This window comes from Gordonibacter sp. RACS_AR68 (genome assembly GCF_030418485.1).
Classification (GTDB): Bacteria; Actinomycetota; Coriobacteriia; order Coriobacteriales; family Eggerthellaceae; genus Gordonibacter; species Gordonibacter urolithinfaciens.
On record NZ_JAIPUP010000004.1, the window covers coordinates 218928 to 244500 of the forward strand.

Annotated in this window: 21 protein-coding genes; 5 read left to right on the plus strand and 16 right to left on the minus strand. The window is 66.7% G+C overall.

The window, feature by feature from the left end:
• Nucleotides 1–19: 19 nt before the first annotated feature.
• The 5 genes from K9U15_RS10180 to K9U15_RS10200 form a co-directional block, all read right to left on the minus strand.
• Nucleotides 20–1261, minus strand: coding sequence for an MFS transporter (locus tag K9U15_RS10180; RefSeq protein ID WP_301156038.1), 1242 nt, complete (start codon nt 1259–1261; stop codon nt 20–22).
• 248 nt (nt 1262–1509) lie between these two features.
• The gene (locus K9U15_RS10185) at nt 1510–2823 is read right to left on the minus strand and encodes an MFS transporter (RefSeq protein ID WP_301156039.1); all 1314 of its coding nucleotides are present in this window, start codon (nt 2821–2823) and stop codon (nt 1510–1512) included.
• A gap of 115 nt (nt 2824–2938) precedes the next feature.
• Nucleotides 2939–3280, minus strand: a complete 342-nt coding sequence (locus K9U15_RS10190; RefSeq protein ID WP_170162987.1) for a 4Fe-4S dicluster domain-containing protein — start codon at nt 3278–3280, stop codon at nt 2939–2941.
• The gene (locus K9U15_RS10195) at nt 3280–5817 is read right to left on the minus strand and encodes a molybdopterin-dependent oxidoreductase (protein WP_301156041.1); all 2538 of its coding nucleotides are present in this window, start codon (nt 5815–5817) and stop codon (nt 3280–3282) included. The genes K9U15_RS10190 and K9U15_RS10195 overlap by 1 nt, the downstream gene beginning before the upstream one ends.
• Nucleotides 5818–5984: 167 nt before the next feature.
• Nucleotides 5985–7604 carry a LuxR C-terminal-related transcriptional regulator gene (locus tag K9U15_RS10200; protein WP_301156043.1) on the minus strand — a complete coding sequence of 540 codons (1620 nt, stop codon included), beginning with the start codon at nt 7602–7604 and terminating at the stop codon, nt 5985–5987.
• 470 nt (nt 7605–8074) lie between these two features.
• Between K9U15_RS10200 and K9U15_RS10205 the strand changes: the two genes are divergently transcribed.
• The 3 genes from K9U15_RS10205 (at nt 8075) to K9U15_RS10215 (ending at nt 11221) form a co-directional block, all read left to right on the plus strand.
• Entirely contained in the window at nt 8075–10498 is a 2424-nt protein-coding gene (locus K9U15_RS10205) for a molybdopterin-dependent oxidoreductase (RefSeq protein WP_123674360.1), read from the plus strand.
• 9 nt (nt 10499–10507) lie between these two features.
• The gene (locus K9U15_RS10210; RefSeq protein ID WP_015540486.1) at nt 10508–10858 is read left to right on the plus strand and encodes a 4Fe-4S dicluster domain-containing protein; all 351 of its coding nucleotides are present in this window, start codon (nt 10508–10510) and stop codon (nt 10856–10858) included.
• A gap of 63 nt (nt 10859–10921) precedes the next feature.
• Nucleotides 10922–11221, plus strand: coding sequence for a hypothetical protein (locus K9U15_RS10215; protein WP_154270196.1), 300 nt, complete (start codon nt 10922–10924; stop codon nt 11219–11221).
• Nucleotides 11222–11335: 114 nt separating this feature from the next.
• Here the strand turns inward: K9U15_RS10215 and K9U15_RS10220 are convergent, their stop codons facing one another.
• The 3 genes from K9U15_RS10220 to K9U15_RS10230 form a co-directional block, all read right to left on the minus strand.
• Nucleotides 11336–12343 carry a uroporphyrinogen decarboxylase family protein gene (locus K9U15_RS10220; protein WP_301156044.1) on the minus strand — a complete coding sequence of 336 codons (1008 nt, stop codon included), beginning with the start codon at nt 12341–12343 and terminating at the stop codon, nt 11336–11338.
• A 76-nt stretch (nt 12344–12419) separates the two neighbouring features.
• A complete protein-coding gene (locus K9U15_RS10225; RefSeq protein ID WP_123674358.1) occupies nt 12420–13424 on the minus strand; it encodes a uroporphyrinogen decarboxylase family protein in 1005 nt (334 codons plus the stop codon).
• A gap of 38 nt (nt 13425–13462) precedes the next feature.
• Complete coding sequence (locus tag K9U15_RS10230) at nt 13463–14101, minus strand: corrinoid protein (protein ID WP_123674357.1); 639 nt, start codon at nt 14099–14101, stop codon at nt 13463–13465.
• Nucleotides 14102–14347: 246 nt separating this feature from the next.
• On the opposite strand from K9U15_RS10230, the gene K9U15_RS10235 reads away from it, so the two are divergent.
• Together K9U15_RS10235 and K9U15_RS10240 are read left to right on the plus strand one after the other, a co-directional pair.
• Nucleotides 14348–15895: an ASKHA domain-containing protein gene (locus tag K9U15_RS10235; protein ID WP_161959770.1), complete on the plus strand. Its 1548-nt coding sequence runs from the start codon at nt 14348–14350 to the stop codon at nt 15893–15895.
• A 44-nt stretch (nt 15896–15939) separates the two neighbouring features.
• Nucleotides 15940–16524 (plus strand): DUF2284 domain-containing protein, encoded by a 585-nt coding sequence (locus tag K9U15_RS10240; protein ID WP_123674355.1) that lies wholly within the window; start codon nt 15940–15942, stop codon nt 16522–16524.
• 176 nt (nt 16525–16700) lie between these two features.
• Here the strand turns inward: K9U15_RS10240 and tig are convergent, their stop codons facing one another.
• The 8 genes from tig to rpsJ form a co-directional block, all read right to left on the minus strand.
• Nucleotides 16701–18014 (minus strand): trigger factor, encoded by a 1314-nt coding sequence (gene tig / locus K9U15_RS10245; RefSeq protein ID WP_087191845.1) that lies wholly within the window; start codon nt 18012–18014, stop codon nt 16701–16703.
• A 624-nt stretch (nt 18015–18638) separates the two neighbouring features.
• Nucleotides 18639–18878 carry a hypothetical protein gene (locus K9U15_RS10250; RefSeq protein ID WP_123674354.1) on the minus strand — a complete coding sequence of 80 codons (240 nt, stop codon included), beginning with the start codon at nt 18876–18878 and terminating at the stop codon, nt 18639–18641.
• Between the two features lie 486 nt (nt 18879–19364).
• Nucleotides 19365–22811 carry an FtsX-like permease family protein gene (locus tag K9U15_RS10255; protein WP_123674353.1) on the minus strand — a complete coding sequence of 1149 codons (3447 nt, stop codon included), beginning with the start codon at nt 22809–22811 and terminating at the stop codon, nt 19365–19367.
• 10 nt (nt 22812–22821) lie between these two features.
• Nucleotides 22822–23523, minus strand: coding sequence for an ABC transporter ATP-binding protein (locus tag K9U15_RS10260; protein ID WP_096226998.1), 702 nt, complete (start codon nt 23521–23523; stop codon nt 22822–22824).
• Nucleotides 23524–23688: 165 nt separating this feature from the next.
• The gene (rplW, locus tag K9U15_RS10265; protein WP_015540478.1) at nt 23689–23973 is read right to left on the minus strand and encodes a 50S ribosomal protein L23; all 285 of its coding nucleotides are present in this window, start codon (nt 23971–23973) and stop codon (nt 23689–23691) included.
• Nucleotides 23973–24596: a 50S ribosomal protein L4 gene (gene rplD, locus K9U15_RS10270; RefSeq protein ID WP_087190458.1), complete on the minus strand. Its 624-nt coding sequence runs from the start codon at nt 24594–24596 to the stop codon at nt 23973–23975. Before rplD ends, rplW begins: the two co-directional genes overlap by 1 nt.
• Before the next feature lie 29 nt (nt 24597–24625).
• Nucleotides 24626–25246 (minus strand): 50S ribosomal protein L3, encoded by a 621-nt coding sequence (rplC, locus tag K9U15_RS10275; protein WP_087190457.1) that lies wholly within the window; start codon nt 25244–25246, stop codon nt 24626–24628.
• 16 nt (nt 25247–25262) lie between these two features.
• Nucleotides 25263–25571 (minus strand): 30S ribosomal protein S10, encoded by a 309-nt coding sequence (rpsJ, locus tag K9U15_RS10280; RefSeq protein ID WP_009304899.1) that lies wholly within the window; start codon nt 25569–25571, stop codon nt 25263–25265.
• Nucleotides 25572–25573 lie beyond the last annotated feature (2 nt).

Below are 25573 nucleotides of genomic sequence, written 5' to 3' on the forward strand. Positions count from 1 at the left end.
CCGTTACCTCTCTCTTCTTCTAATGGTTTTCCAGCGCCTCGGATGGCGTGCCCCCTTCAGCCCACGCTAGCTTCCCACGGAAGCGGTACGCCAAGCGCACGCTCAGGAAGCCGAGCGCCGTGATGGCGATGCCCAGCCCGAACGCCGGGACAAAGCTGCCGGTCACGTCGAAAATGCCGGCCACGGTCACCGGCCCCAGGCATCCGATGACGCCGGTGCCGATGCGGGCGTACGTGAAGATGGCCGGGAAGTCGCGCTCGCCGAACAGCTGGCGTATGAGCAGTGGCGTCGATACCGACACCAGCGAGTTCTGGGCTCCAAACAAGAACGCGGACGCATACAGCAGCACCAGGTTGTCACCGGAAAACATGAACCCAACGAACCCGCAGGCCACCATGGCCAGCTGTATGTTCACCGTGAACTGCACGCCCACGCGGTCGTTGAGCCAGCCCACGAGCAGCTTCTCCACCACGTTGCCCACCATCACGGCCGTGAGCAGCGACGATCCCACCAAGGCGGAGAAGCCGATGGACTGCGCGTAGCCCGGCAGGTGCGAGTTGAAGCCTGCGAAGTAGGCGATGAGCCCCGCGAACAGGAACATGCACACGAACGGGACCGTCTTGAGCGCCTTGCCCAGCGGGACGCCCGGCAAGGCCGCGCCCCCTCCCGCGCGCTCGCGCTGCTGTTCGCGCCGCTCGTCCTCGTCCGTCCAGCCGTAGGGCTTCGCGCCCACGTCCTCGGGACGGAGCTTGAACACGAACAGCGTCCATGGCAAAACGAGCAGGGCCATGATGCCGGCAGCGATGAAGTACGCCTCGCGCCAACCGAACGCCTGAATCAGCAGCGTGAACACAGGCCCGAGGGCCGCGCCGCCTATTCCCGAGAACGACATGGCCACCCCCAGCGCCAAGCCCTTGTGGGCATGGAACCAGTTGCCGATGAGGATGGGAGCGGGCACCACGAATATGAAGCTGCCCGCCAACCCGAACACGACGCCCGATATCCACCATTGCCAGGGCTGAGTGTAGAAGCCCATAGCGGCCACCGCCGCCACAACGAGCGCGAACGACACGCTCAGAACGCGGTTGACGTTGTACTTCGTGATCCATTTGCCCACGAGGGGCATGGCGAACACCGTCGCTATGAAGTAGAACGTCAGGTACAGCGAGAGCTCCGAGCGCGTGAAGCCCAGATCGTCGCACACGGGCACGAAGAACACTCCCGCGGCGTCGAGCACGGCGCCCAGGCCGCCCGCCTGCATGAAACAGCACCCTATCAGTATCAGCCACGCGTAATGCAACCGTGGTTTTGCCGCCGTCATGTAGCATCACCTATCTATCGTGCGATGCGCCGCCGGCGCACCCTGCAGAGGCGAAGCGGTCCTTACCGGGGGCTCGCCCCCATGCGCGCGCCGCTTCCCGAGCCGAACAGTCGATACCGCGCGCCGCCGACGCCTCGGCCGGCGACGCATCCGAATCGGGCGCCCCTCCAAGGGCGCCCACGCAAACCTTACGAGCGGCTCTTCTCGGGCTCCCCATCTTCCGTCCACTTGTCGCGGAACTTCTTGGCCGTGGTCGCCGCCACCACGATAGCGAGCGCGATGACCACCTCGAAGCCGATGCCGCAGCCGTAGGCGGCCTGGAACCCGCCGGCCCAAGAGGCCACGAGCGCCACGAACGTCGCGCCCAGGCCGCCCAGCACGGCGATGCCCATGTTCAGGTAGGAGTAGATCTTCGCATAGTCGCGGTCACCGTAGCAGTGGCGCGTGAGCAGCGGCAGTCCTACCGACATCATGGCGTCGCCCGTGCCGATGCAGAAGCCGGCGACGAGCATGGGCACCTGGTTGTCGCCCATCATGAACACCATGAGCGCGAAGCCAACCATGCTCACCACGGCGAAGGCCACCATGGAGTTCATGATGCCTATCTTGTCGGACAGCGTGCCCAAGGTGATCTTGCCGAGGATGTTGCCCACTGCAGCTGCCGATATCATGGACGCGCCCAGAAGCGCGAGCTCGGTGCCGCCGACGGACTGCACGGCCGTGGGCATCATGGACTTGTAGCCGCCGCCGAGCGAGATGAGGCAGGCGGCCACGAAGATGCAGTAGAACGCGACGGTGCCGAGGGCGAACTTGCCGGACACGCCGCTCTTCTTCGCCGGCTCCTGACCTGCCGCCGTCTCCTTCTCGATGCCGTACTGCGCGAGCCCCACGTCCTCGGGCCGCGTGCGGAAGAAGAGAACGGCCGGCACCAGGATGAGCACGGCAGCGATGCCGGCTTCCACGAAGAACGCGGGCTGGTAGCCCATCGATTTGATGAGCCCCGCGAAAAGCGGCGACCACACGAACGTGCCCACGCCGGTGAACGCCGAGGCTATGCCGAGGAACTTGCCGGCCTGCTTCGGGGCGAACCAGTTGTTGATCAGCACCGACGGCCCCACGAGGAAGATGATCGGGCCGGCAAGGCCGAGCAGCACGCCGGAGAGGTAGATCTGCCACACCTCGCCCCACACGCCCAGCAGCGCCACAGCCGCCACGACGCACACGCCGCCGGCGCCGAACAGCACCCGCGCGTCCACCTTGTCGAACAGGCGGCCGGCGAACGGCAGCCACACGAGCATGACGTAGGAGTACACGGTCATGAGCAGCGTCACCTGTGTCACGTCGGGCTTGCCCTCGGGCGTGACCAGGCCGAACTGCAGCGCCATCGGCACGAAGAAGTTGCCCATGACGTTGAGCACCAAACCCATGCCGCCGGCCATCATCATGCACACGCCGATGAAGACGAGCCAGGCGCGATGGAACCCCTTCTTTTCTTCTACCATTTCAATTACCTTTCCCTTGCAGATTACGAGTAGAACACCGAAGAGCCCCGCGCATCACCCCCTTCCCGCACCTGCCATGCCCGCGCGCCCGGCGCGGGCATGGCCTTCGAGGGGCTTAGCGCGTGAACAGCGCGCAGCGCGACGAGCCGTCCATCTTGGCGGCGAGCTCCTCCACCTCGCCGTGGTACAGGCACCACGCCTGGCAGTGCTGCACGCACATGGGCAGCTTGCCCGCTTCCACGCGGTCGGCGCACATATCGCACGCCTTCGTGAGCACAGGAAGCCACGTCCACTCCCAGCGGTCCTTGTTGCCCTCGGCGCCCTCGTACTCGAACGGCCCCGTCTCGGTGAGCTTGATGCCGAACTCCCCTGCCGGCAGGCCCAGGTGCTTCTTGCAGGCCACCTCGCAGGAGTGGCAGCCCGTGCAGAACTCGTAGTTGACCAGAATGCCCTTCACTAGAATCTCCCTCCCTCGCGCGTCGTGTTGTCGGTCGTCCAGGCGAACGGCTGCCCGGCCACGTAGTCGCCGCGGAAGCCGCCCAGCTTCGTGACCACCTCGCCAGGCGTTGGCTCGGCCACGTCGTCGGTGCACTTGTAGATCTTGCAGACGATGCTCTTGAGCGGGTTGCCGATACCGCCGTGCCCCGTCTCGTAGGAGGCGGTGAGGTTGTTGATGTTGCACTCGAACGCTCCGTACAGGTGCGGGAACGCCGGCTCCTCCTCGGGGAACCACCAGCCGTGCTCGGCATGGATGTAGCGAGGGTTGAGCACCGGGTCGATGGTCACCTTCTGGCGGCAGCGCCCCTCGGTGTTCTCGATCCAAATCCACTCGCCCTCGGCCAGGCCGTACTCCTCGGCCGTCTGCGGCGACACCTTCACGAGCGGCTGGGGATGGAACTCGCGCATGGTTGCCTGCTGGCGGTTCTCCGAATGGAAGAACTCGTAGGAGCGCGAGCCGTTGATGCAGATGAACGGGTACTCCTTCTTGAACTCGGGGTCGGTGAGCCACCGCTTGGCCGAAAGCGACTCCACGTGCTCGGCCAAGGGCGGGATGCCCCAGGCGCCGAACGTGGCGTACGGCACGAGCTCGATGCGCCCGGTGGGCGTCGCGAAGCCGGGCAGGCCGTCGGCTCGCAGCAGGCCCTTCTCGTACTTGCGGTACGTGGCGCAGAAGTCGTCGTACTCGTAGCCGCCCTTGCGCACAAGCGCGTCGAACGAGCATTCGCCGTCGGCATGGTGCTTCTTCCAGAAGTCGGTGTGCACGTCCTCCACTTCCACCATGCCCGCCTTCGAGCGGCCGGCGCTCTTGTAGCTCTTGCCGGTCTCGGGATCGTAGAGGTTGAAGCCCACATCCAGGTAGTCCTGCAGCAGCGCCTCGAGCGTGGGCCAGCGCTTCTGGAACAGCTCCGGGTTGAGCTTGTTGCCCAGGGCCACGATGAGCTCCTCGTCGGACTTGGCCTCGTACCATTCGCTCACGGCCTTCATGGCGCGCAGCGGCGTCCACCACACGCGCATCGAGTCGCGCTCGGCCGTGGTCTTGAGCGGCAGGAAGATGTCGGCGTAGGCCACCGCCGTGGGCGTCAGGTACGGGTCGGCCACCACGCAGAACTCCACGTTCTGCAGCATCTTGTGCACGCGCGGCGCCGCCGTGGCCGAGCAGGCGATGCCGTTGGAGCCCTGCGACCAGAACATCTTGATGGGGTACGGCTCGCCCGTCTCGAACGCACGGTTCACGGCGTCGCAGTCGGCCATGCCGATGAACTGCACGCATCCGGGATGCACAAGGTCCACCGTGAGCTTCTTCGCGAACGTGTCGGGATCGCAGTAGAGCTGGGCCGTGGCGTAGCCGGGATTGATCTCGAAGCCGTTGCGCACGAGGATGTTCGTGCCCGGTTTGTCGATGTTGCCGCACACGCTCATGAGGTTCGACACCGTCTGGCACAGCTGGATGGAGTCGACCTGCGTGTCGAAGGCGAGGCCCCACTGGATGGCGCCGCGCTCGGCGCCCGCGTAGAAGCGCGCGGCCGCGGCGATGTCCTCCGCCGGCACCTGGCAGATCTCGGCGGCCCAGTCGGGCGTGAACTGCGCCACATGCTCCTTGAGCTCGTCGTAGTAGGCGCACCAGCAGTCAACGAACTCGTGGTCGATCAGGTCCTCGGTCGTGATCACGTTGAGCCACGCGAGCGCGAGCGCCAGGTCGGTGGCCGGGCGCAGCGGCAGCCAGTACGCCGCGCGGGCTCCCCACCAGGTGAGCTGCGGGTCGATGGAGATGAACTCCGTGCCCATCTGCATACACACGTTCAGCCAATGGCCCAGGTAACCGTCCGCGTTCGAGCGCAGCGGCTCGCAGCCCCACACCACCACGACGTCGGGACGCTCCCATTCGGGGTTCGCGTAACGGTCGGCATGGCCCTCGGAGGCGTCCACGATGGGGAAATCGCCGATGCCGGCGGCCGTGCCGCACGTGCGCGGCAGGTAGCACGAGTACCCCGAGAAGCCGATGGCGCCGATGTTCGGCGTGCCGAGGCACGCCCCGCCCAAAAACGGCACCCAGGACGAGATGTTGCGCCCCGTGCCATGGTTCACGAAGATCGACTCGCGGCCGAAGCCCGCCTCGTCGAGGTTCTCGTGTATCCAGCCGGCTATCTCGTCGAGCGCCTCCTCCCAGGTGATGCGCTCCCATTTGTTCTCGCCGCGCTCGCCGGCGCGCCGCAGCGGGTACTTGGGGCGGTCGGCGTAGTTCACGCCCTCGGCCAGGTTCAGGCAGCGCATGCACAGGCGCCCGTTGGCGCAGGGGTCGAGCGGATCGCCCTCCACGCGCTCCAGCTTGCCGTCCTTCGTGTACATGAGCACGCCGCACGAATCGTGGCAGCCGGGCGCCGAGTACGTGTAGGTGCGCGTGACGGTGTAGCCGTCCTCCTCCCACTGCCACTCGCCCTCGTGGTAGGCTTCGCGGTCGATGCCCTTGAGGAACTCCCCGTAGTCGAACAGCATAGGCCCTCTCTCCTCTCTCGTCTCGGGCTCTGGCGCGACGTGCACCGCGCTTCGGCCCTCGATGCGAACGATAGGAAAAAGCACCGTGCCTTTCATGAGGTGGGAGACGCTAAACCGCAGAGTAAGGTCTGGGGGATTAGGGCCGTCGGGCGGCGCAGGTCCCGCAGTCAGGTCCGGTCGTCCAGGATGTCCTGCAGCATGTCCCCGGCGGCCGCCACGTCGGTGTCCTCCACCAGGTCCATGAGCTCCTGGCGCGAGTGGACGCCCGTCTTCTGGTAGATGTTGTAGATGTGGGCCTTCGCGGTGTGCGACGATATGATGAGCTTCTCGGTGATGTAGTCGGCGTTGCGGCCCTTCGCCAGCATGCCCAGCACCTCGCGCTGGCGGTTGGACAGGCCGTAGGTGCGGGCGACGATCTCGCACTTTATATGGAAGATACCCGGGCGCGCCACCGCCCCCTCGCCCGCCGCGGGCTCGGCGCCGTCCTCGCCCTTCGCCTCGAGGCGGCGGATCGGCGCGCCGCCCTTCGCGGCCGATCCGGCATCCTCGTCCTTCTCGCCATCCGCGCCGCGCCTGATGCGCGCCTCGTCCGGGTAGTTGTCCTCGGTCATGACGAACGACGCCGAGAATATCACCAGCATCATGAACACCACCACGACGGCAGCCGAGGTCGTCTCGTAGGTCAGGCCCCCCATCCCCGCAGAGGAGAACCCGAGAAACGCCAGCGCCATGCCCACCGCGATCCCCGCGAGGCAGATGAGGCGGCCGAACGAGAACGCCCGGATGGGCGACAGGTCGCACAGGGCCACGTGCTTGCACATAGCCGACAGCGAGCAGGTGATGGGGAACAGCGACCCGCAAAGCAGCAGGACGGCGAACACGAACTTGAGCGCCGGGGGCGCGAACATGAGCGGGAACGCCACCACGGCGGCGAACGGGAGGAAGAACCGCATGGTGATGGTCTCGTTCACACGGTTCTTCCGGCAGGCATCGACCAGGAGGAACGCGCACGTGCCCACCACGAGCACCTCGGCGACCGCGTAGGCTCCCGAATGCACCGACTCGGTGGACAGCAGGCAGCCCAGCCCGAACCCGGCCGCCATGCCCGCCGTGGCCGTGGCCAGGTACGACCTCCATACCACGCGGTTGCGCGCGTCCGACGTCTTTCGGTCAACCACCGGCTGCCGGCCCAGATGGAAGAACGCGAACACGCAGGCGTAGGCCGCGAACGCCACCACCGGGAACACGAGCGCGAAGAAGAATCCCATCTCTGCGCCCGCGAACAGCAGGCCCGCGCACGCCGCGAGCGCGCAGCAGAAGATGCCCAGGACGTAGGTCTTGATGGACACGTGGAAGTTCAGGCACGCGAACTCCCCGTACAGGCCGTAGACCAGGCCGAAGCCCGCTCCCAGCAGCACGGACGAGAGAAGCGTCCACAAGCCGGACGGCGCGAACCACAAACCCGCCGCCCCGGCCCCCGTGCAGGCGAGCGCCAAGGCGTACTGCACCCGCCTGCGCCGCGAGAAGAAGTCCGAGAAGGCCCAGGTGCAGGCCAACGCCGCCATGGAGCCCAGCACGAAGCAGAGATGCGGCCCGCCCGCCGCCGTCCCCGCCGCGGCGGCGGAAGGGACGAAGGCCGACGTGCCCAGCATGAGGAACGCCCACCCGTAGCAGGCGACGGTCCCCACCAACCCGATGAGCATGCGCGGGTTGACGAGCAGCCACTGGTCCTTGCCCTCGTCGCCCATGAGCTCGTGCACAAATTCCGTACCGTGATCCTGCTTCAACGATTTCAACCCCCTGAAGTCATCGCCGAAATACCACCCCTGCCCCTCGCGCCTTCGGGCTTAGCGAGCGCCCTAAGGCGTCCGCACGTTATATCATGACCTCGCAATCCTCCGCAAACCGCTCATAATGGCACCCTCCCCGCCGCTCCCCGCCGTCTCTCCCAGCATAAACCACCTAAGCCCTGCACCCGCGAAGATAAGGCATGGGGTATTAGGCTCGCGCCGAAGATAAGGCGCGCCTTCGCATGGCTTCATGCCGCCACCGCGCCTCCCGCGTGCGCCCTCTTCCGCGCTCCTGCGGGCCCGGCGCCGCGCTGGGGGAAATCAGGCGCCACGCCCCACGGCGCCGCGGCCGGCCGTGCCGAAATAGGAAGCCCGACGGCATGCCACCCGCGGGCGTCCTCCCTAGAATCTCGGGTATGCGACAAGCCCGCGAGTCCGCGGGCCGCATGGGACGAGAAAGGAGCACCATGGCCGACTACCGAGAGTTTCTGGAAAAGCTCGACCGCAAGGCCTACCACGAAGGGGAATGGCAGTGGCAGGAGGGCGGCTACACCGTCACCCGCACGACGCACTGGTCGCCGCCGGGCTGCCACATGGGCTGCGGCGTGCTGCTGTACACGAAGGACAACAAGCTGGAGAAAGTCGAGGGCGACCCGCTGAACGCCGTGGCCAACGGCAAGCTGTGCATGCGCTGCCTCGACCTTCCCGAGGCGGTGAACCACCCCGACCGCCTGAAGTACCCCCTGCGCCGCACCGGCGAGCGCGGCCAGGATCGGTGGGAGCGCATCAGCTGGGACGAGGCCTACGACGAGATCACCGAGCGCGTGCTCGCCATCAAGGATGAGCACGGGCCCGAGTCCATCGTGGTCGTGCACGGCACCGGACGCAACATAGGCTGGCAGGTCCCCTACTTCGCCTCGGCCTGCATGGAGACGCCGAACGTGTCCACGTTCGGGTTCACCGGCTTCGCCTGCTACCTGCCGCGCATGATCGGCACGTCGGCGAAGTACGGCGACATGATCATCGTGGACGCCTCGCAGGCCCACCCCGACCGCTACGCGAACCCCGACTGGCAAGCGCCCGGCGTCGTCCTGGTTTGGGGCAACGAGCCCATCAAATCGAACGCCGACGGCTTCTTGGGCCACTGGCTCGTGCAGTGCGTGCAGATGGGCTCGAAGATCGTCTCCGTCGATCCGCGCCTCACCTGGTGGGGGGCACGTGCCGCGTACTGGCTCCCCGTGCGGCCCGGCACCGACGCCGTGGCGGCCATGGCGCTGCTCAACGTGGTCATCGAAGAGGATCTCTACGACCACGACTTCGTGGACCGCTGGTGCTACGGCTTCGAGGCACTCGCCGAGCGCGTGGCCGACAAGACGCCCGAGTGGGCCGCGCCCATCTGCGAGGTGGACGCCGACGCGCTGCGCGGCGCCGCCCGCCTCATCGCCACGTCGTCGAGCTGCGCCTGCCAGTGGGGCCTCGCCTTCGAGCAGCAGATCGCCGCGCTCGGCGTGACCGAGGCCGTGGCCGACCTCATGGCCGTCACCGGCAACATCGACAACCCGGGCGGCAACGCGCTGTACCGCTGCGCCTTCCTCATCGAGAAGCGCTACGGCCTGGGCGACGAGTACATCGACCCCGAGGTGTACGCCAAGAAGCTCATACCCGCCACCTCGGGCATCAACGAGTCCAACATCGTTTCATGCGCCGACACCGACGCCATCCTGGCAGCCATCGAGACGGGGGAGCCCTACCCCATCCAGATGTTCTGGATCCAGAGCTCCAATGCGCTGGCCTGCGCTTCCATGGACCCGGCCCGCACGCGCGCAGCCCTCATGAAGGTGCCGTTCATCGTGGTGGCCGACCCGTTCATGACGCCCACGGCCCAGGCGGTGGCCGACATCGTGCTGCCCGTGGCCATGAGCTGCGAGCGCAATTCCTGCCGCACCTGGTGGACGCCCGTGCGCACCATGGTGAAGGTGACCGACTACTACGAGGCGAAGTCAGACGAGCAGATCTGCCTCGAACTGGGAAAGCGCATCAAACCCGAGCACTGGCCGTGGGCCGACGACAAGGAATGGTGCACCTGGTACCTCACCGACCAGCTGGCGCCCGGCGGCACCGAGTACGACCGCACCTGGGAGGACACGGTGCAGAACCCGAGCGAGAACAGCTGCAACGGCACCGCGTACTGGGACTGGGACGCCACGTACCATAAGTACGAGAAGGGCATGCTGCGCCCCGACGGCCAGCCGGGCTTCAACACGCCCACCGGACGCATCGAGCTGTGGTCGTTCGGCTACGACCACTGGGGCGTCGACCCGCTGCCCTACCATATCGAGCCGCCCGAGAGCCCGCTCTCCACGCCCAAGACCTTCGAGGAGTTCCCGCTCATCCTCTCCGGCGGCGGGCGCTCCTTCGAGTTCTTCCATTCGGAGCACCGCCAGCTGCCCACCATGCGCGAGTTCCACCCCGACCCGCTCATCATGGTGAGCCCGGAGGACTGCGAGCGCTTTGGCGTGCGCGACGGCGAATGGATCTGGGTCGAGAACAGCCGCGGCGCCCGTTTCAAGCAGAAGGTGAAGGAGACCATTGAGGTCATGCCCGGCCGTGTGCATGCCGAGCACGGCTGGTGGTTCCCCGAGCAGGACGGCGCCGAGCCCAACTTCTACGGCACGTACGACTCGAACCTCAACAACATGACCGAGGCGTTCCGCACGGGACAGGGCGGCATCGGGTCCGCCATCAAGAGCATGCTCTGCAAGATCTACCCCGTGCAGGAAGGCGACGTGCTCCCGCACGAGGTCATCGCCGAGAAAGGCGACTTCGCGCCCTACGAGCCCGGCAAGCCCTACCAGCCGGTCGAAGAGCCCGTCGTCACGGTCATGAGCTAGGAGGCTCGCATGGAAGGCATACTGGTCAACTACGAGTACTGCACGGGCTGCCACTCCTGCGAGGTGGCCTGCCGCAACGCCCGCGGCCTCGCGGCCGGCGAGTTCGGCATCAAGCTCGCCGAGGTGGGACCCTACCGCTACGAGACGCCCATCGACGCCGACACGCCGTATGAGTGGGTGTACAACCCCACCCTCACGAAGGCGTGCGACCTGTGCGCGGAGCGTACCGCCGCAGGCAAGATGCCCGCCTGCGTGCAGGCCTGCCAGGCATGGTGCCTGTACCACGGCGAGGTGGAGGAGCTCGTGCGGAAGATGGACGGCAAAACCCGCTGGGCGCTCTACACTCCCGCAGGAAAGTAACCGCAACCGATCGCCGGCCCCCTTGCCCCGGCGGCAAGGGGGCCGCGCACAAGGAGGGATACCATGGAGATCAACGTGACCATCAGGGGCGAGGAGAAGTTCCGCGCGTTCGTCGAGGAGCACGCGCACATTGGCTACGATGCCGCGAGAAACGACCTCGAGGAGCAGTTCCTCGCCGACGAGAAGGCCGGCCGCTACGTCCTGGCGCCCGAGAAGGCCAAGGACGGACAAGAGCACGTGAAGCCCTGCATGGGCGTGTGCCTGGCCTACGACGCCCAGGGAACGCAGCTCGGCGGCGGCAAGGCCTACCTCGACAAGGGCCAGGAACCGGCCCGCAAGGACCTCACGATCGTGTTCATGTAGGAGCATCGCGGCTCCCTGCCGGGCATTCGGCATACCGGGAACCCGAACGTGCGACGGCCGCCGTCCCCCCTGGGACGGCGGCCGTCGCTTTCCTCCTGCCAAACTTGCGCAGCGCTACGAGGGCCGCTGCCCCGCCTCCAAAATCGGGTGCTCCCGCGCCCATCGCCGGCCGTACTTCTCCAGCTCGTCGCTCACGACGGCATCGTTCCACGCGCGGAAGCACTTTCCGCTCGGGATGGAGGGGTAGAAGCGCCCTGCCGGGCAGTACGCGTCGATGGCGCGGCGCACCTCGGCCCTGATCTCATCCTCGGTGATGTTCTCGATGTCCACCGCCGGGGCGTCGATGCCGCCGATGATGGCCAGCTCGCCCCGCGTCCTCTCCTGAATGGCGGGGAGGTCGTTCTGCGGTATGGCCCCCTGCCAGATGTCGATGCCCATCTCCACCATGTCCTCCACTATGGGCTCGCAGATGCAGTCGGCGTGGTGCACGAACAGCATGCCGCACTCGTGCGCCGCCGCCACGATCTCGGCATGCAGGGGCTTGATCAGCTCGCGCCACACGGTGGGCGGCAGGAACAGGTTCTGCTTCGATCCCCAGTCGTCCTGGAAGAACACCACGTCGGGCTGGAACTGGCGCGCCGCCTCCCGCAGGACGGCTATCTTGTAGTCGGCTATCGCGCGCAGCATGTCGGCCATATCGTCGGGCTCCTCCAGATAGGCGCAGAACGCATCCTCCATGCCCATGAGGAAATGGGAGCGCTCGAACAGCCCCTGTGCCGAGAAGAGCCCCACGAACCGCTCGCTGCGGTCCGCACCGGCGGCGAATTCCCTCGCCGCGCTCCAGTCGAGCCCCTCGAGCGCGGGCACCTTCAGCTGCTCGCGCCATGCCGTGACGTCTTTCACCACGGCGTTCTCCGGCGTGACATGGGGGTGCTTGCCGGGAGAGCCGGGCAGCTTCACGCACACCGTGCCCCAGCTGTCCCGATGCTCCAATCCGTCGTCGGGCACGCTGTCCGCCGCGAAGACGGGGTCCGGCGCGAAGTCGAGCGCCGCCATGAAGTCGCCGTAGTAGTCCGGCTGCTCCCGGTTGAATATCGCCATCATGTTCTCTCTGGGTTTCATGTGTCCTCCTCGTTTGAAAAGCCGCATCTTCCGGTTACCTGCAAGGAAATCCTCCTCGAAGCCCCGCCGTCCCGCCCTACCGTGCGTAGAACTCGTCAACGGCAGCAAAGAACGCGTCGATGTTCTCCAGAGGTGCCATCGGCGGCACGTCGCACCCGGTGGAGATCACGAAGTTGGGATAGCCCGCGCATGCCTCCAGCACTTCGAGCGTCGCCGCACGCACGGAGTCCGGCGTGCCGTTGCGCAACTGCTCGGCGGGGGCTACGTTGCCCATGGCCACACGGTCGGCGGGAACGAGCGGCATCACGTCGGCCATGGAGATGGCGTTGCCGAAGTGGAAGGCGGCGGCGCCGGTGTCCACGATGGAGTCCATCATCTTGGGGACCCCGCCGCCGCAGTTGTGGTAGACCACGGCGAACGAATCGGTTTGCACCTCTTTCACGATGCGGCGCACGTAGGCCGAGGAGAACTTCTCGGCGAGATTGGGCGACAGCAGGCCCGCAAGCGGCTCGGCCAAAACCACGCCGTCGGCGCCCGCCGCGCGGAAGGCGTCCGCGTAGGCGGCCACGAACCCGGCGGCCTTCTCGAGCACGGCATGCACGAGCTCGGGTTCCTCGTAGCACATCACCATGACCTCGGACACGTCCATGAGCCGCCCTGCCAGCGAGAACGGGCCTATGGCACCGGCGAGCACCGGGCGGTCGTCGATCAAGGGAGCCACCTTGGCTATGGCCTCCACGTACAATCCCGTGCGCCCTGCGCCCACCGCGGGCACCACGATGCCGCTGGGGTCGGTGTCCTCGTCGACGAGCGCGCCCACCACCGTGGGAACCTCGTCATCGCTTACGACCGTCTCCGCTCCGAACGCCTCCGCCTCCACGGACAGATCCATGAACGACACCGCAGCCGCTGTCGGATACCTCTGCGCAACAAGGCGCATGGCCTCAGCCTGGTAGTCCGACGACCCGATGAGGTCGCGCACCGAGATGCCCATCAGCTGCACGGCGGGAAACGAGAGCACCGGCAACGCCTTCTTCCTCTCCGACGCAATGATGCCGGAGAGCCACTTCCTCATATCCATGGGATACTTCCCCTCCTTCCGGGCACGCCGCCCATCTTTTACGCGCCCACCAGCTCGGCGGCCTTGACGGCGGCCGCGCCCGCGTCGAGCGTGTACGCATCGGCGCCCACCTCGTCGGCATACGCCTGCGTCACCGGGGCGCCGCCGATCATGACCTTCACCTTGTCGCGCAAACCCGCCTCCTCGATAGCCCTGATAGTCGCTCCGATCTCGGGCATCGTGGTGGTGAGCAGCGCCGAGCAGCACACGATGTCGACGTCGTCGTGCTCCTGCAGAAAGCTCACGAACGCCTCCGGCGCCACGTCTACGCCCAGATCCGTCACCTCGAAACCCTTGCCCTCTATCATCATGCGCACGAGGTTCTTGCCGATGTCGTGCATGTCGCCCTTCACCGTGCCGATGACAGCCTTACCCAAGGGCTCAGCCCCCGCCTCGGCGAGATGCGGCTTGAGCACCTCGGTACCCGCGGACATGGCACGGGCGGCCACCAGCATCTCAGGCACGAACGCTTCGCCAGCGCTGAAGCGATCGCCGATGACGCCCATGGGGGCGATGAGCCCCTCGTCGAGGATGGCCTGGGCCGCCACCCCCTCGTCGAGAGCCCGCTGCACCAGCGGACCCACCTCCTTTTTCTTGCCACGCATCACCGCACTGGCTATTTCCTCGGTCGTTGTCATGAAAGCCCCTCTTCCTCTCGTAGTAGACAGTCGATCGCCTCAGTCTAGGAAGACGCGGCGAAAAGGGCATGGGGCGAGAATGCTTATTTCGGCCGTTCGGCCGTTCGACCCCGGGCCGTGCATCAGGCCCGGTACCCGAAGTTGACCTTAGGGGCCATACGACAGTGCTTATCTTGGGTTTGCGAGCTCCCGACGCCCGCCCCTATGCGCTACCATGCACCTCCCAAGAAGGAATGGGGGGATCATATGGACGTGATCGTGCACGGTCAGGACGGCAACATCAGACTCATCGAAGCGGAGGCGGGACAGACCCTGCTCGAGGCCCTGCGCGAAGGCGGCGAGGCACTGCTCGCCCCATGCGGCGGCGTCGGCACCTGCGGGAAATGCCGCGTGCTCGTGCGCGATAAGGCGGGCACGAGCTATCGCCTCGCCTGCCGGACGAACGTGGCGGCCGGCATGGAGGTCCTGCCCGACGATCTGGGAACCTTGCCGGTAGCCGGAAGCGAGGCGACGACCGCTTCGGGGCCGGCGACACAGGGTGAGAGCGATCGCCGTCTCGGGCTCGCCGTAGACGTGGGCACCACCACGCTGGCGCTGCACCTGGTGGATCTCGACTCCCGGCTCATTGTGGCCAGCGTAGGCAAGGTGAACCCCCAGGTGGCGTTCGGAGGCGATGTGGTAGCGCGCATCGCGGCCGCCTCGGCGGCGGAGGGGTTGGAGGCTCTTTGCTCCTCCCTGCGCGGAGGGCTCGACGACGCGCTCGCCGCCCTCGGGCTCAGTGCGGGGCAAAGCGTCGGCTGGCAGGATCTCGAACGCGTGGCCGTGGCAGGCAACACGGTCATGGAGCACTTCGCCGCCGGCCTCGACCCAAAGCCGATAGGCACCTTCCCCTTCGCGCCCTTCGCGCTCTTCGGGAACGAGTGCAATCTGTGGCAGCCGCACGACTGCGACGAGCCCCCTGTGCGCGCATACCTGGCGCCCGCCGTGGCGGGATACGTAGGCGGCGACGTGACGGCCGGCCTCCACATCTCGGACATGGCAGCCTCCCCTGCACTCCAGCTGTACCTTGACGTCGGCACGAACGGCGAGATGGCGCTCGGCAACAGCGAGCGCATCGTATGCTGCGCCACGGCGGCCGGGCCCGCGTTCGAGGGTGCCGGTATAACGCTGGGCATGCCGGCCCTGAGCGGTGCCGTAAGCGCCGTCGCGCTCGAAGGCGACGGACTCGCTATCGCAACCGTGGGAGGCGCCGAACCGGTAGGCATCTGCGGATCGGGGCTCTTAGACGCTGTCGCCTGCCTGCTCGAGCTAGGCATCGTCGACGAGACCGGGCGCCTGCTCGAAGCCGGGGAGGTCGGCCCGCGCCTCGCGTGGCGCCTGGGCACAGAGCAGGAACAGCGGGTATGCTACCTCGACGCCGAAAAGCGCGTGTATCTCACCCAAGGCGACGTGCGCGGCGTGCAGCTGGCCAAGGCGGCCATAAGGGCGGGCATCGACACGCTGATGGACGAGATGCACGTCTCCTACGACGACGTGCGCCGCGTCGCGTTGGCAGGCGGGTTCGGAGCGCACCTCAGCGCGGCGAGCGCGGCCCGCATCGGCCTTGTGCCCGCCGCCCTCGAGCACAAGGTCGACCTGCTGGGAAACGCGGCAGGGAAGGGGGCAGCGGCGGCGCTCTTCCCGGAAGGGCGAGCAGCCCTGGAGAGCGTCGCCGCCTCCTGCTCGCACGTCGAGCTCTCCACGAGCGCGGCGTTCGCCGCCCACTATCTCGATGCGATGGGCTTCGAGCCATGACGTGCGCAGTATGCGCCTGCCGCGATGCAGGCTGCGCAGGTGAAATGGACGCCCGCAGGGGCGCCTTCGTCTGCGAGCTGGCGGCGCGGGCCCGCAACCGGGGGTTCACCCACTACGGATGCGCTCCTGCAACAAGCCTGTCCGTGAACCCCGCAGTACGCTCCCTGTGTGCGGAGAACCGCTGCCGATCCTATGGACGGAACTGGACGTGCCCGCCCGCGTGCGGAACCCTGGACGATTTCTCGGCAGCCTTGGCAAGCCGCTCCGTCGCACTCGTCGTGCAAACGGTCGGGCAGCTGGAGGACGAGTTCGATGTCGAGGGAATGATGGCGGCGGAACGGGTGCACAAGGAGCGGTTCGCGGTGCTTGCACAAGATGCCCTCGATGGCTTCAACACCGGCAGACAGGGGCTGGGATCAGGCATCCCTCGTCCCCTGCCCCTGTCTGCCGGCGCATGCACGCTCTGCACCACATGCAGCTGTCCCGACGCGCCCTGCCGCCACCCCGATCGCGCGCTCGTCTCGATGGAGGCGGCGGGCCTGATGGTCTCCGAAGCATGCGAGACGGCCGGCCTACCCTACTACCACGGCCTAGGCACCATCTCCTACACCAGCTGCATCCTGCTCTAAGCACTTTCGCCAACTAGCCGCCCTACGCCCGCCCCTCTTCGCCCAGCCCAAGGCGCGCGAGGGGAGTCGTCCCGGCACATGCATCCATCCCCAGCCGGACGAGAAAGCGCGCGCGAAAAGCAAAGGAACCGGCCTAAGAGCCGGTTCCTTTGCTCATAAACGATGCTGCCCTGCCGCTACTCGGCCGCAGGAGCCTCGTTCGGATCCTTCACGGTGATGTCCGCGTGCTCGAGGAGCCACTTGTTCGCCTTGATGCGCTCGGCCGCCTCGCGCAGCGCGAAGCCGCGGCCCGACTCCTCCATCTGGCGACGCACGCCCTGGGGGTTCTGCGGGTTCATGGCAGCGCAGGCCTCCTGCACGTCCTCGTCGCTCACCACCAGGCCCTCGTGGCGGAACAGGGCGTCCAGCGCGTAGCCCTGCACGAGCATCTGGCGCGTCTGCATCATCATCATCATGTTGAACTGCTGCTCGCCGCCCTGCTGCTCGACGAACTGGTCCCATGTCATGTTCTGCTGCTCTACCTCGGCGCGCATGTTGTTCATGAGGTTGCGGGACATGGACTCGTACACCTCGTCGGCGATGCTGCCCTGGAAGCGCTTAGCCAGCTCGCCGGCGGCCATGTTGCGCTTGTAGTTCTCGTACTCGCCCGACAGCTGGCGGTTCAGGCCGCGGCGGATGTCGTCGCGCATGGCGGCAACGTCCTTGTACATGGGCATGAACTTCGCCACCCAGGCGTCGTCGATGACGGGGGCGACCTTCTTCTGGATCTCCTTGACGGTGACGGTGCACTCGATGGTCTCGACGATCTCGTTGCCCTCGTCGTCGATGCCGGGGCCCTCGAACGTGAAGGTCTTCGTCTCTCCCACGTCCATGCCGATGATGTTCTCGTCGAAGCCGTCGGGCATGAGGCCGGCGCCGGCGGAGTACGTGCGCGCGTCGGTGGTCAGTCCGGGCAGCTTCTCGCCGTTCTCGTAGGACTCCATGGCCAGCAGGCAGCTATCTCCCTTGCGCACGGGGTGCGGGTCGTCGGCCACGAACTCGGCGTAGCGCTCGGCAACCTGGTTGATCTGCTCGTCCACCTGGCGCTCGTCGATCGACACCTCCTGGATGGTGATGGAGACCGGCTCGTAGGACGTCAGCTCGTAGTCCGGCTTCGGCGTGAGGTGCAGGCCGAACTGGAACGTCTGGCCGCGCTTGAGCGCCGTCTTGGGCTCGGGCTGCGGCGGGAACGCGGGGATGACGCCGACCTTGTCGATGGCGAACGGCACGAGGGCCTCGACCGCCTGGTTCATGACGACCGAGTCCAAATCCTTGATGCCCATGCGCTCCTCGGCGGCCTGGGCCACCGTCTTGTCCTTCTCGGGGCGCATGCCCATCTGCTGGGCGAACGCGAGGTGCGCGTTGTTGAGCGCGTTGCTCACCTCGGCCGTCGAGGCAACGGCGTCGATCAGCAGGCGGCCGTCGTCGAGCTTCTTCTGAGTGACTTTCATCTTGGTTCCGTCTCCTTCTTACGAGCACTGCGGCGCAGGGCGCCGGATGGAGGCGGAAACGGCGTGCCGACCGCAATGCGATACGTGCAGAAACCGTGCACGGACGTTCCCCTCCAATACCTTGCTAGCTTGCAATTGTAGCGCACATCGCCGCCCACCGCGACGAGATGCCCGCAAATATAAGGCGATGTCCAACCGGCTGTCCTCCGGGGAAAAGAGACTGCACGGCATGCGTTCCGCGAAGCCCAAGAAGGGCGAACGAGGTGCGGGAGGTCTATTCAGGGGGTTCAACCTCCGCACCCGCGCGGCGCATACCGTGCAGCACGCCCCGTACTATACGGAAAGGCCGCTCGAAGTGCATTATACCAAGGGGGCTATTTTGCACCCAGGCCTCATACCAGACGTACCAGATTCCCGGCTGTACGCGGGGAAACGCGCGCCATAGGCCCTCTTGGAAGACCCCATCAGGCCCCGTCACGCCTTAGAACCGCGTTGCCACCGATCCCCTCTTCCCTTTCCCGCACGTCCGCCGCCGCCTCGGCACCCGATACGACAAGACCCCCGGCAAAGAGCGGCCGGGGGTCTGCGTTCGCCGTTGAAGAGGAGGTCGGCGAAAGGGGATAGCTACTTGCCGGGGGTGCCGGGGGCGGCAGGGGGCTTCGGGGCGCCCGGGGCGCCGGGGGCCTTCGGGGCGCCGGGAGCGCCGGGCACGCCGGGAGCGCCCGGGGCGCCGGGCATACCCGGGGCCTTCGTCGCCTTGGCGCCGCAGCTCGGGCACGCGTCCAGGCTGGGGTCCACTTCCGCGCCGCACTTGGGGCACTTGATGGGGCCGTTCAGGTCAACCGCTGCTGGTCTGAAGCACATGAGGAGATCCTTTCTCTTTTATGGTCCGATCGGTCCGTCGCGAAACCCCGGGCCCTGCTCGGGCTTGCGTGGTCTTCGAGGATCGGCCCGGAGCGTGCAGGGGGGCTTGCGCCGGGCCGATCCTCGAAGCGAACTCGACCTCTCGCAGACTACTCTAGCGTTCAGTACCGGGGCCGAGCATCCCCTATAAGCGCTTAAATAGTTGAAAAGCCGTAATACCTATGGTCTGATTCATTTCCACGACCTGCGGTTTTGTCCACAGGGAGAGTTTTGGGAAATCCTTCACGGAAGCGAGCCCTACAAAAACACACCCACTCGCAGGTCGCCCCTCTCACCTGCCGAACGTCAAGCGAGTCGCGCTTGCGGAGAGCGCCTCGGGGCGGCGCTTGATGCGAGTTCCACACGAGCCGAACGCCCCAGCGGGGCGTTCGTGCGAGCCAGGACTGCCCGAGCAGCAAGCGCCGCCCCGAGGCGCTCCTGGAAGGCTTACTCGTTGGACTTCAGGCTCTCCACCATGTCCACCCGTGCGAGCTTGCGGCGCATGGCCAGCATGACCAGCACGGTGAACAGCATGGTGAGCAGAAACGCTATCACGAAGCTCGCCGCATGGATGGTGCGGCCGAACATCACCTGGTCCACTTCCGCCGTCACCACCACGAAGCCCTCCATGAACACGCCGAGCACGAGCCCGACCGCGCACCCGATGACCGACAGCAGCATGGTCTCGCGGTAGATGTAGGCGCTCACCTCGCGCGGCGTGAAGCCCAGCACCTTGAGCGTGGCTATCTCGCGCTGCCGCTCCGTGATGTTGATGTTCGTGAGGTTGTACAGCACGATGAACGCGAGCGCCGCCGCGGCCACCACGAGCACGATCACGATGAGCCCCACGCTCTTGAGCATGGACTTGTACGCGTCGATCACCTCGTCGTTGTAGGCCACGGTCTTCACCCCGTCTATGGCGCGCACCGCGTCGTTGAACTGCGCGCGCTCCCCGGCGTCGGAGCTCGTCACGGCGTAGTACGTGGAGAACGCCGGCTGGCCGCCCTCCATGCGCGCGTACTCGCCCGGGCCGATGAACACGTAGTTGTAGATGTAGTTCTCCATGACGCCCGTGACCGTGAGGTCGAACGTCTTGTCCGTGGCATTGCCCATCTCGTCCTGCTCGGCCAGGCGCACCGTGTCGCCCACGCCCACCCCCAGCTCGTTCGCCAGCTTCTCGGCCAGCACCACGCCGTCTTCGCCGATGGACAGCGGCTCATGGCCCACGCGCGTGCGCACGGTGAGGAAGTCGGCGAGCCCGCCCGGGTCCTCGGGCACCACCACGGACGCATGCACGTCGGCCTTGTCCGGCCCGCTGGCCACCATGCTCGCGCTCTGCACGCGCGTGAAGGACTCCACGGCGCCGCCTGCGCCCAGCAGGTCGTCCAGCTCCTGCTGCGACGCGGCCGGCAGGTCGTCCTCCGTGGTCACGACGGCGTTGTAGTGCACAATCTCGCCGTACTGCTTGTCGATGATGTCGTTGATGGCGTCCTGCAGGCCCAGGCCCGTGAGCAAGAGCGCTGTGCAGCCGGCGATGCCGATAACCGTCATCACGAACCGCTTCTTGTAGCGGAACAGGTTGCGGAACGTGACCTTCCACGAGAACGACAGCCGCCGCCACAGCGGGGCGATGCGCTCGAGCAGGATGCGCTTGCCGGCCTTCGGCGCACGCGGCAGCATGAGGGTGGCCGGACGTTCGCGCAGCGTAGCGAACACGGCCGCCCAGGTGGCGACAAGCGTCACGCCCACGCCGAGACCGGCCGCCAACCCCGCGAGCCCCAGGTCGATGGGCAGCGGCCCGTGTGGCACGAAGTAGATGATGGCGTAGGCCTCGGAGATCACGGCGGGCAGCACCTGCGACAGCACCACGATGCCCAGCACGCTGCCCGTCGCGCTGGCCACGGCAGCGTACAGCAGGTACTTCGAGGCGATGCGCGCGCGGCTGTACCCGAGCGCCTTGAACGTGCCGATGAGAACGCGTTCCTCCTCCACCATACGCGTCATGGTGGTGAGCGCCACGAGCGCCGCCACGAGGAAGAAGATGAACGGGAACACCTGCGCGATGGAGTCCACGCGGTTCGCGTCGGACTCGAAGCTCGCCACGCCGTAGTTCTGGTCGCGGTCCATGACGAGCCACGACGGGTTCTCCAAGTCGTCGATCTTCTGCTGTGCGTCGGCTATTTGCCGCTCGGCATCGGCGAACTGCGCGTCGGCGTCGGCCTTCTGACGCTCGTACTCGGCCAGGCCGCTCTCGTAGTCGGCCCTGCCCTGCTCGAGCTGCGAGCGCCCGCTCGCTATCTGCGCCGCCGCCTCGTCGAGCTGCTGCTGCGCCGCCGCGATCTGCGCGTCGGCCCGCGAGCGCGCGGACGCCAGGTCGGCAGCACCCTGCTCGACCTGCGCGACGGCGGCGTCGAACTGCGCCTTCTGGGCATCGAACGCGGCCTGCTGGGCGTCGAGCTCCCCCTTCGACGCATTGACCGCCTGCTGCTGTGTTTCGAGCTGGGCCCTCCCCGCTTCCGCCTTGGAGAAATCGGCCTGATGATCCCTCTGGAATTGCGTGAGCTGCCCCTTGAGCGCGTCGCGCTGGGCCACGAGCATCCCATAGCTCGGATCGTCCGGATCGAGCGCGCCGATCTGGGCGTCGAGCGCCGCGATCCCCTCCTCCATCTGCTGCACGGCGGCATACAGCGGGTCGGCAAGCGCATGCCACTCGCCCCACCCCGCCGCCAGCGCGTCGGCTCCCTGCTGCCACTGCGCCCAGGCGTCGGCCAGCTGGGCCTGCCCCTGCTCGATGGCGGGGCGGGCGGCGTCGGTCTGGGCGCGGCCGTCGGCGAGCTGCCGTTCGGCCTCCGCAAGCTGCGCCTCGGCGCTCGCGCGCTGGCTCGCCAGCTCGTCCGCGCCGCGGTCGTAGGAAGCTTGCGCGTCGGCGAGCTTCTGCTCGTTCTCGGCGATGGCCTCAGCCGCCTCGTCCAGCTGGCGCTGCGCATCGTCGAGCTGCTGCTCGGCATCGGCCCGCTCGCGCTCGTAGTCGGCGCGCTTCTCGTCGAGCTCCTTCTGGGCATCGGCGCGCAGCCCGTCTACGCGGGCCTGCTCGCGCGCGGGGGCGAGGGCCTCTATGCGGTCCTCCACCTCGTGCACGCGCTCGAAGTAGGCGTCGCTTCCCGAGAACTCGCCCGCCGCGCCCGCCACCGTGACGAAGGCCTCCGTGTAGGGCAGATCCTTCGAGAAATCCGATTCCGGCACGTACATGAACTGCTGCACCGAGCCCGACCCGAGCGAGGTGGTGCCCATGGACGTGGACGACACGTAGTACGAGGAGTGCACGTAGCCCACCACCTGGTACGTGCGCGTGGCCAGCACGTCGTCCACGTCCTGCGAGCCCTCGGTGATCTGCACCGTGTCGCCGATCTTCGTGGGCGTGTTCATCACCTTGTCGGCCGACAGCACGCACTCGCCCTCGCGCACCGGCCACGAGCCCTCCACGAGGACGGGCCGGTTCAGGTAGTCGGCGGCGCCGGAGACCGCGTTCACGCCGTCGCCCGTATCGCTTTCCGCAGCGGCGGCGGGCAGCGAGTGCACGCGGATGGCGTACTGCTCGTCGTTCACCGTGGCCATGACGTCCGTCTCGTAGGCGCCCATGACCTGTGCGACGCCCTCCACGCCGCGCAGGGCGGCCAGGTCGCCGTCGGTGAGGCCGAGCGTCGACACCACGCGGATGTCCATGAGGTTCGCGCCGTCGTAGAACTGGTCGGCCGCGAGCTTCATGTCGGGGGCCGTCATGCGCAGCCCCGCGTAGAATCCCGTGCCCAGCGCCACGATGCCGGCGATGGCCAGGAAGCGCCCGAGCGAGTGCGTGACGGAGCGGAGGACGTCCTTGTTGAATGCGCCCCTCAAGCCCGCTCCCCTACCACTCCAGGACGTCGGCCGACAGCGGCGCCTCGTTGATCTCGACGCCCGCCACGCGCCCCTCGCGGATGTGGATGACGCGGTCGGCTATGGCCGTGAACGCCGAGTTGTGCGTGATGAGCACGACGGTCTTGCCGGTGTCGTAGCACGTGTCCTGCAACAACCGCAGGATGGCCTTGCCGGTATGGTAGTCCAGCGCACCGGTGGGCTCGTCGCACAGAAGCAGCTTCGGGTTCTTCGCCAGCGCGCGGGCGATGGCCACGCGCTGCTGTTCGCCGCCGGAGAGCTGGGCGGGGAAGTTGTCCAGCCGATGCCCCAGCCCCACCTGGGCAAGCACCTCGGCCGCATCGAGCGGGTCCTTGCAGATCTGGCTCGCCAGCTCCACGTTCTCCAACGCCGTGAGGTTCTGCACGAGGTTGTAGAACTGGAACACGAAGCCTATGTCGTAGCGGCGGTAGTAGGTGAGCTTCTTGCTGTTGAACGCGCTGATGTCGCGCCCGTCCAGCATGATGGTGCCCGACGAGCACCCGTCCATGCCGCCCAGCATGTTCAGGAGCGTGGTCTTGCCGGCGCCCGAGGGCCCCACCACCACCACGAGCTCGCCGCGCTCGATGTCGAACGTCATCCCGTCGACGGCCGCAACCTCCACCTCGCCCATCGTGTACACCTTGCGCACGTCGCGGAACTCCACGAATGCCAAATCGATCCCTCTCTTCACCCTCGCAGCTGCGTTTGCCCCACCATACACCAACCGTCCCGTCCGCGCACGCGAGCATACAAACTCGCCATGCGCCCCGGCCCTCCCCCAACACGAAAAGCGCCCCGCAGATGCGGGGCGCTCCAAAGCTTCGGACGGCTCGATAGCCTAGCTGGCGAACAGCTCGATCGTGTCGCCTTCCTTCAGCGTGACCATGGCCTTCTTCCAAGTGCGGGTCTGGCCCAGCTGGTAGCGGACGCGCTTGGGCTTCGGCTTCACGTTCAGCGTGTTCACCTTCACGACCTTCACGTTGAAGATGGCCTCGACGGCCTGGGCGATCTCCACCTTGTTGGAGTCCTTCGCCACCTCGAACGTGTACGTGTTCTTCTCCATCATGTCGTAGCTATGCTCCGTGATGATGGGGCGGATGATAACCTCGCGGGGATCCTTCATTATGCGAGCACCTCCTCGATGTACTTGAGGGCGTCGGCCGTCACCACGAGCTTCTTGTTGTCGATGAGCTCGTAGGTGTTGATGTCGGACACCGGGATGATGTTCACCTTCGGGATGTTGCGGAACGACAGGTACGTGTTCACCGCGTCGTCGGCGATGACGAGAGCCACGCGGCCCTCGAGTCCGAGCGCCTTCATCGCGGCCACGGCGGCCTTCGTGGAGGGCTTCTCGAACTCGAAGTCCTTCACCACCACCAGCTCGCCGTCGGCCAGCTTGGCGGACAGCGCGGAGCGCATCGCCAGCTTGACCTCCTTGTTGTTCACGCGGAACGCGTAGCTGCGCGGATGCGGGCCGAACACGGTGCCGCCGCCGGCCCACTGGGGGGCGCGGATGGTGCCCTGGCGGGCACGGCCGGTGCCCTTCTGGCGCCACGGCTTCTTGCCGCCGCCGCGCACCTGGCCGCGGGTGAGCGTGTTGCTCGTGCCCTGGCGCCAGGCCGCGCGCTGCGAGCGAACGACCGTGTGCATGACGGTCATGTTCGGCTCGATGCCGAAAACGGTAGCGGCGAGGTCGGCGGAACCGGCCTTCTTCCCGCTCGCGTCTTTGATCTCAATCGTGGTCATTTAAACTCCTTATTACTTTCGATCCACGTTTACGCCATGCGGACGCGAACGATGCCATTCTTGCCGCCGGGGACGGCGCCCTTCACGAGGATGAGGTTCTGATCCTCGTCGACGCGCACGACCTCGAGGTTCCTCACCGTCACGGTGTCGCAGCCCATGTGGCCCGGGAGCTTGAGGCCCTTGAACACGCGGGACGGCGTGGCGCACTGGCCCACCGAGCCGGGAGCGCGATGGAAGTGCGCGCCGTGGCCGCCCGGGCCGCCGCGGAAGCCGTAGCGCTTCATGACGCCGGCGAAGCCCTTGCCCTTGGACGTGCCGGTCACGTCGACCTTCTTCGTCTCGGCGAACGCGGCGACCGTCTGCTCGTCGCCCACGTTGTACTCGCCGGCATTCTCCACGCGCACCTCGCGCAGGTAGCGCACGGGAGCCGCGCCCTGCTTCTCGAAGTGGCCCTTCATGGGCTTGTTGACCTTCTTCTCCTTGATGGCGCCGAAGCCCATCTGCACGGCCTCGTAGCCGTCGGTGGCCTTCGTCTTCACCTGGCAGACCTTGTTGGGCTCGGCCTGGATGACCGTCACCGGGATGACGCGGTCGTCCTCGCCGAAGATCTGGGTCATGCCGATCTTCTTACCGTAGATTGCGTTGATCATTATCGCCTGACCCCCTTTACAGCTTGATTTCGATGTCGACGCCAGCGGGGAGATCGAGACGCATCAGGGAATCCACCGTGTTCGGGGTGGGCTCCAGGATGTCGATGAGGCGCTTGTGCGTGCGCATCTCGAACTGCTCGCGCGAATCCTTGTCGACGTGCGGGCCCTTGACGACGCAGTACAGGTTGCGCTCCGTCGGCAGCGGGATGGGACCGGACACCTTGGCACCCGTCTTCTGCGCGGTATCGACGATGAGCTTCGTGGACTGGTCCACGATCTCATGGTCGTACCCCTTCAAGCGGATGCGAATCTTCTGATTAGCCACTT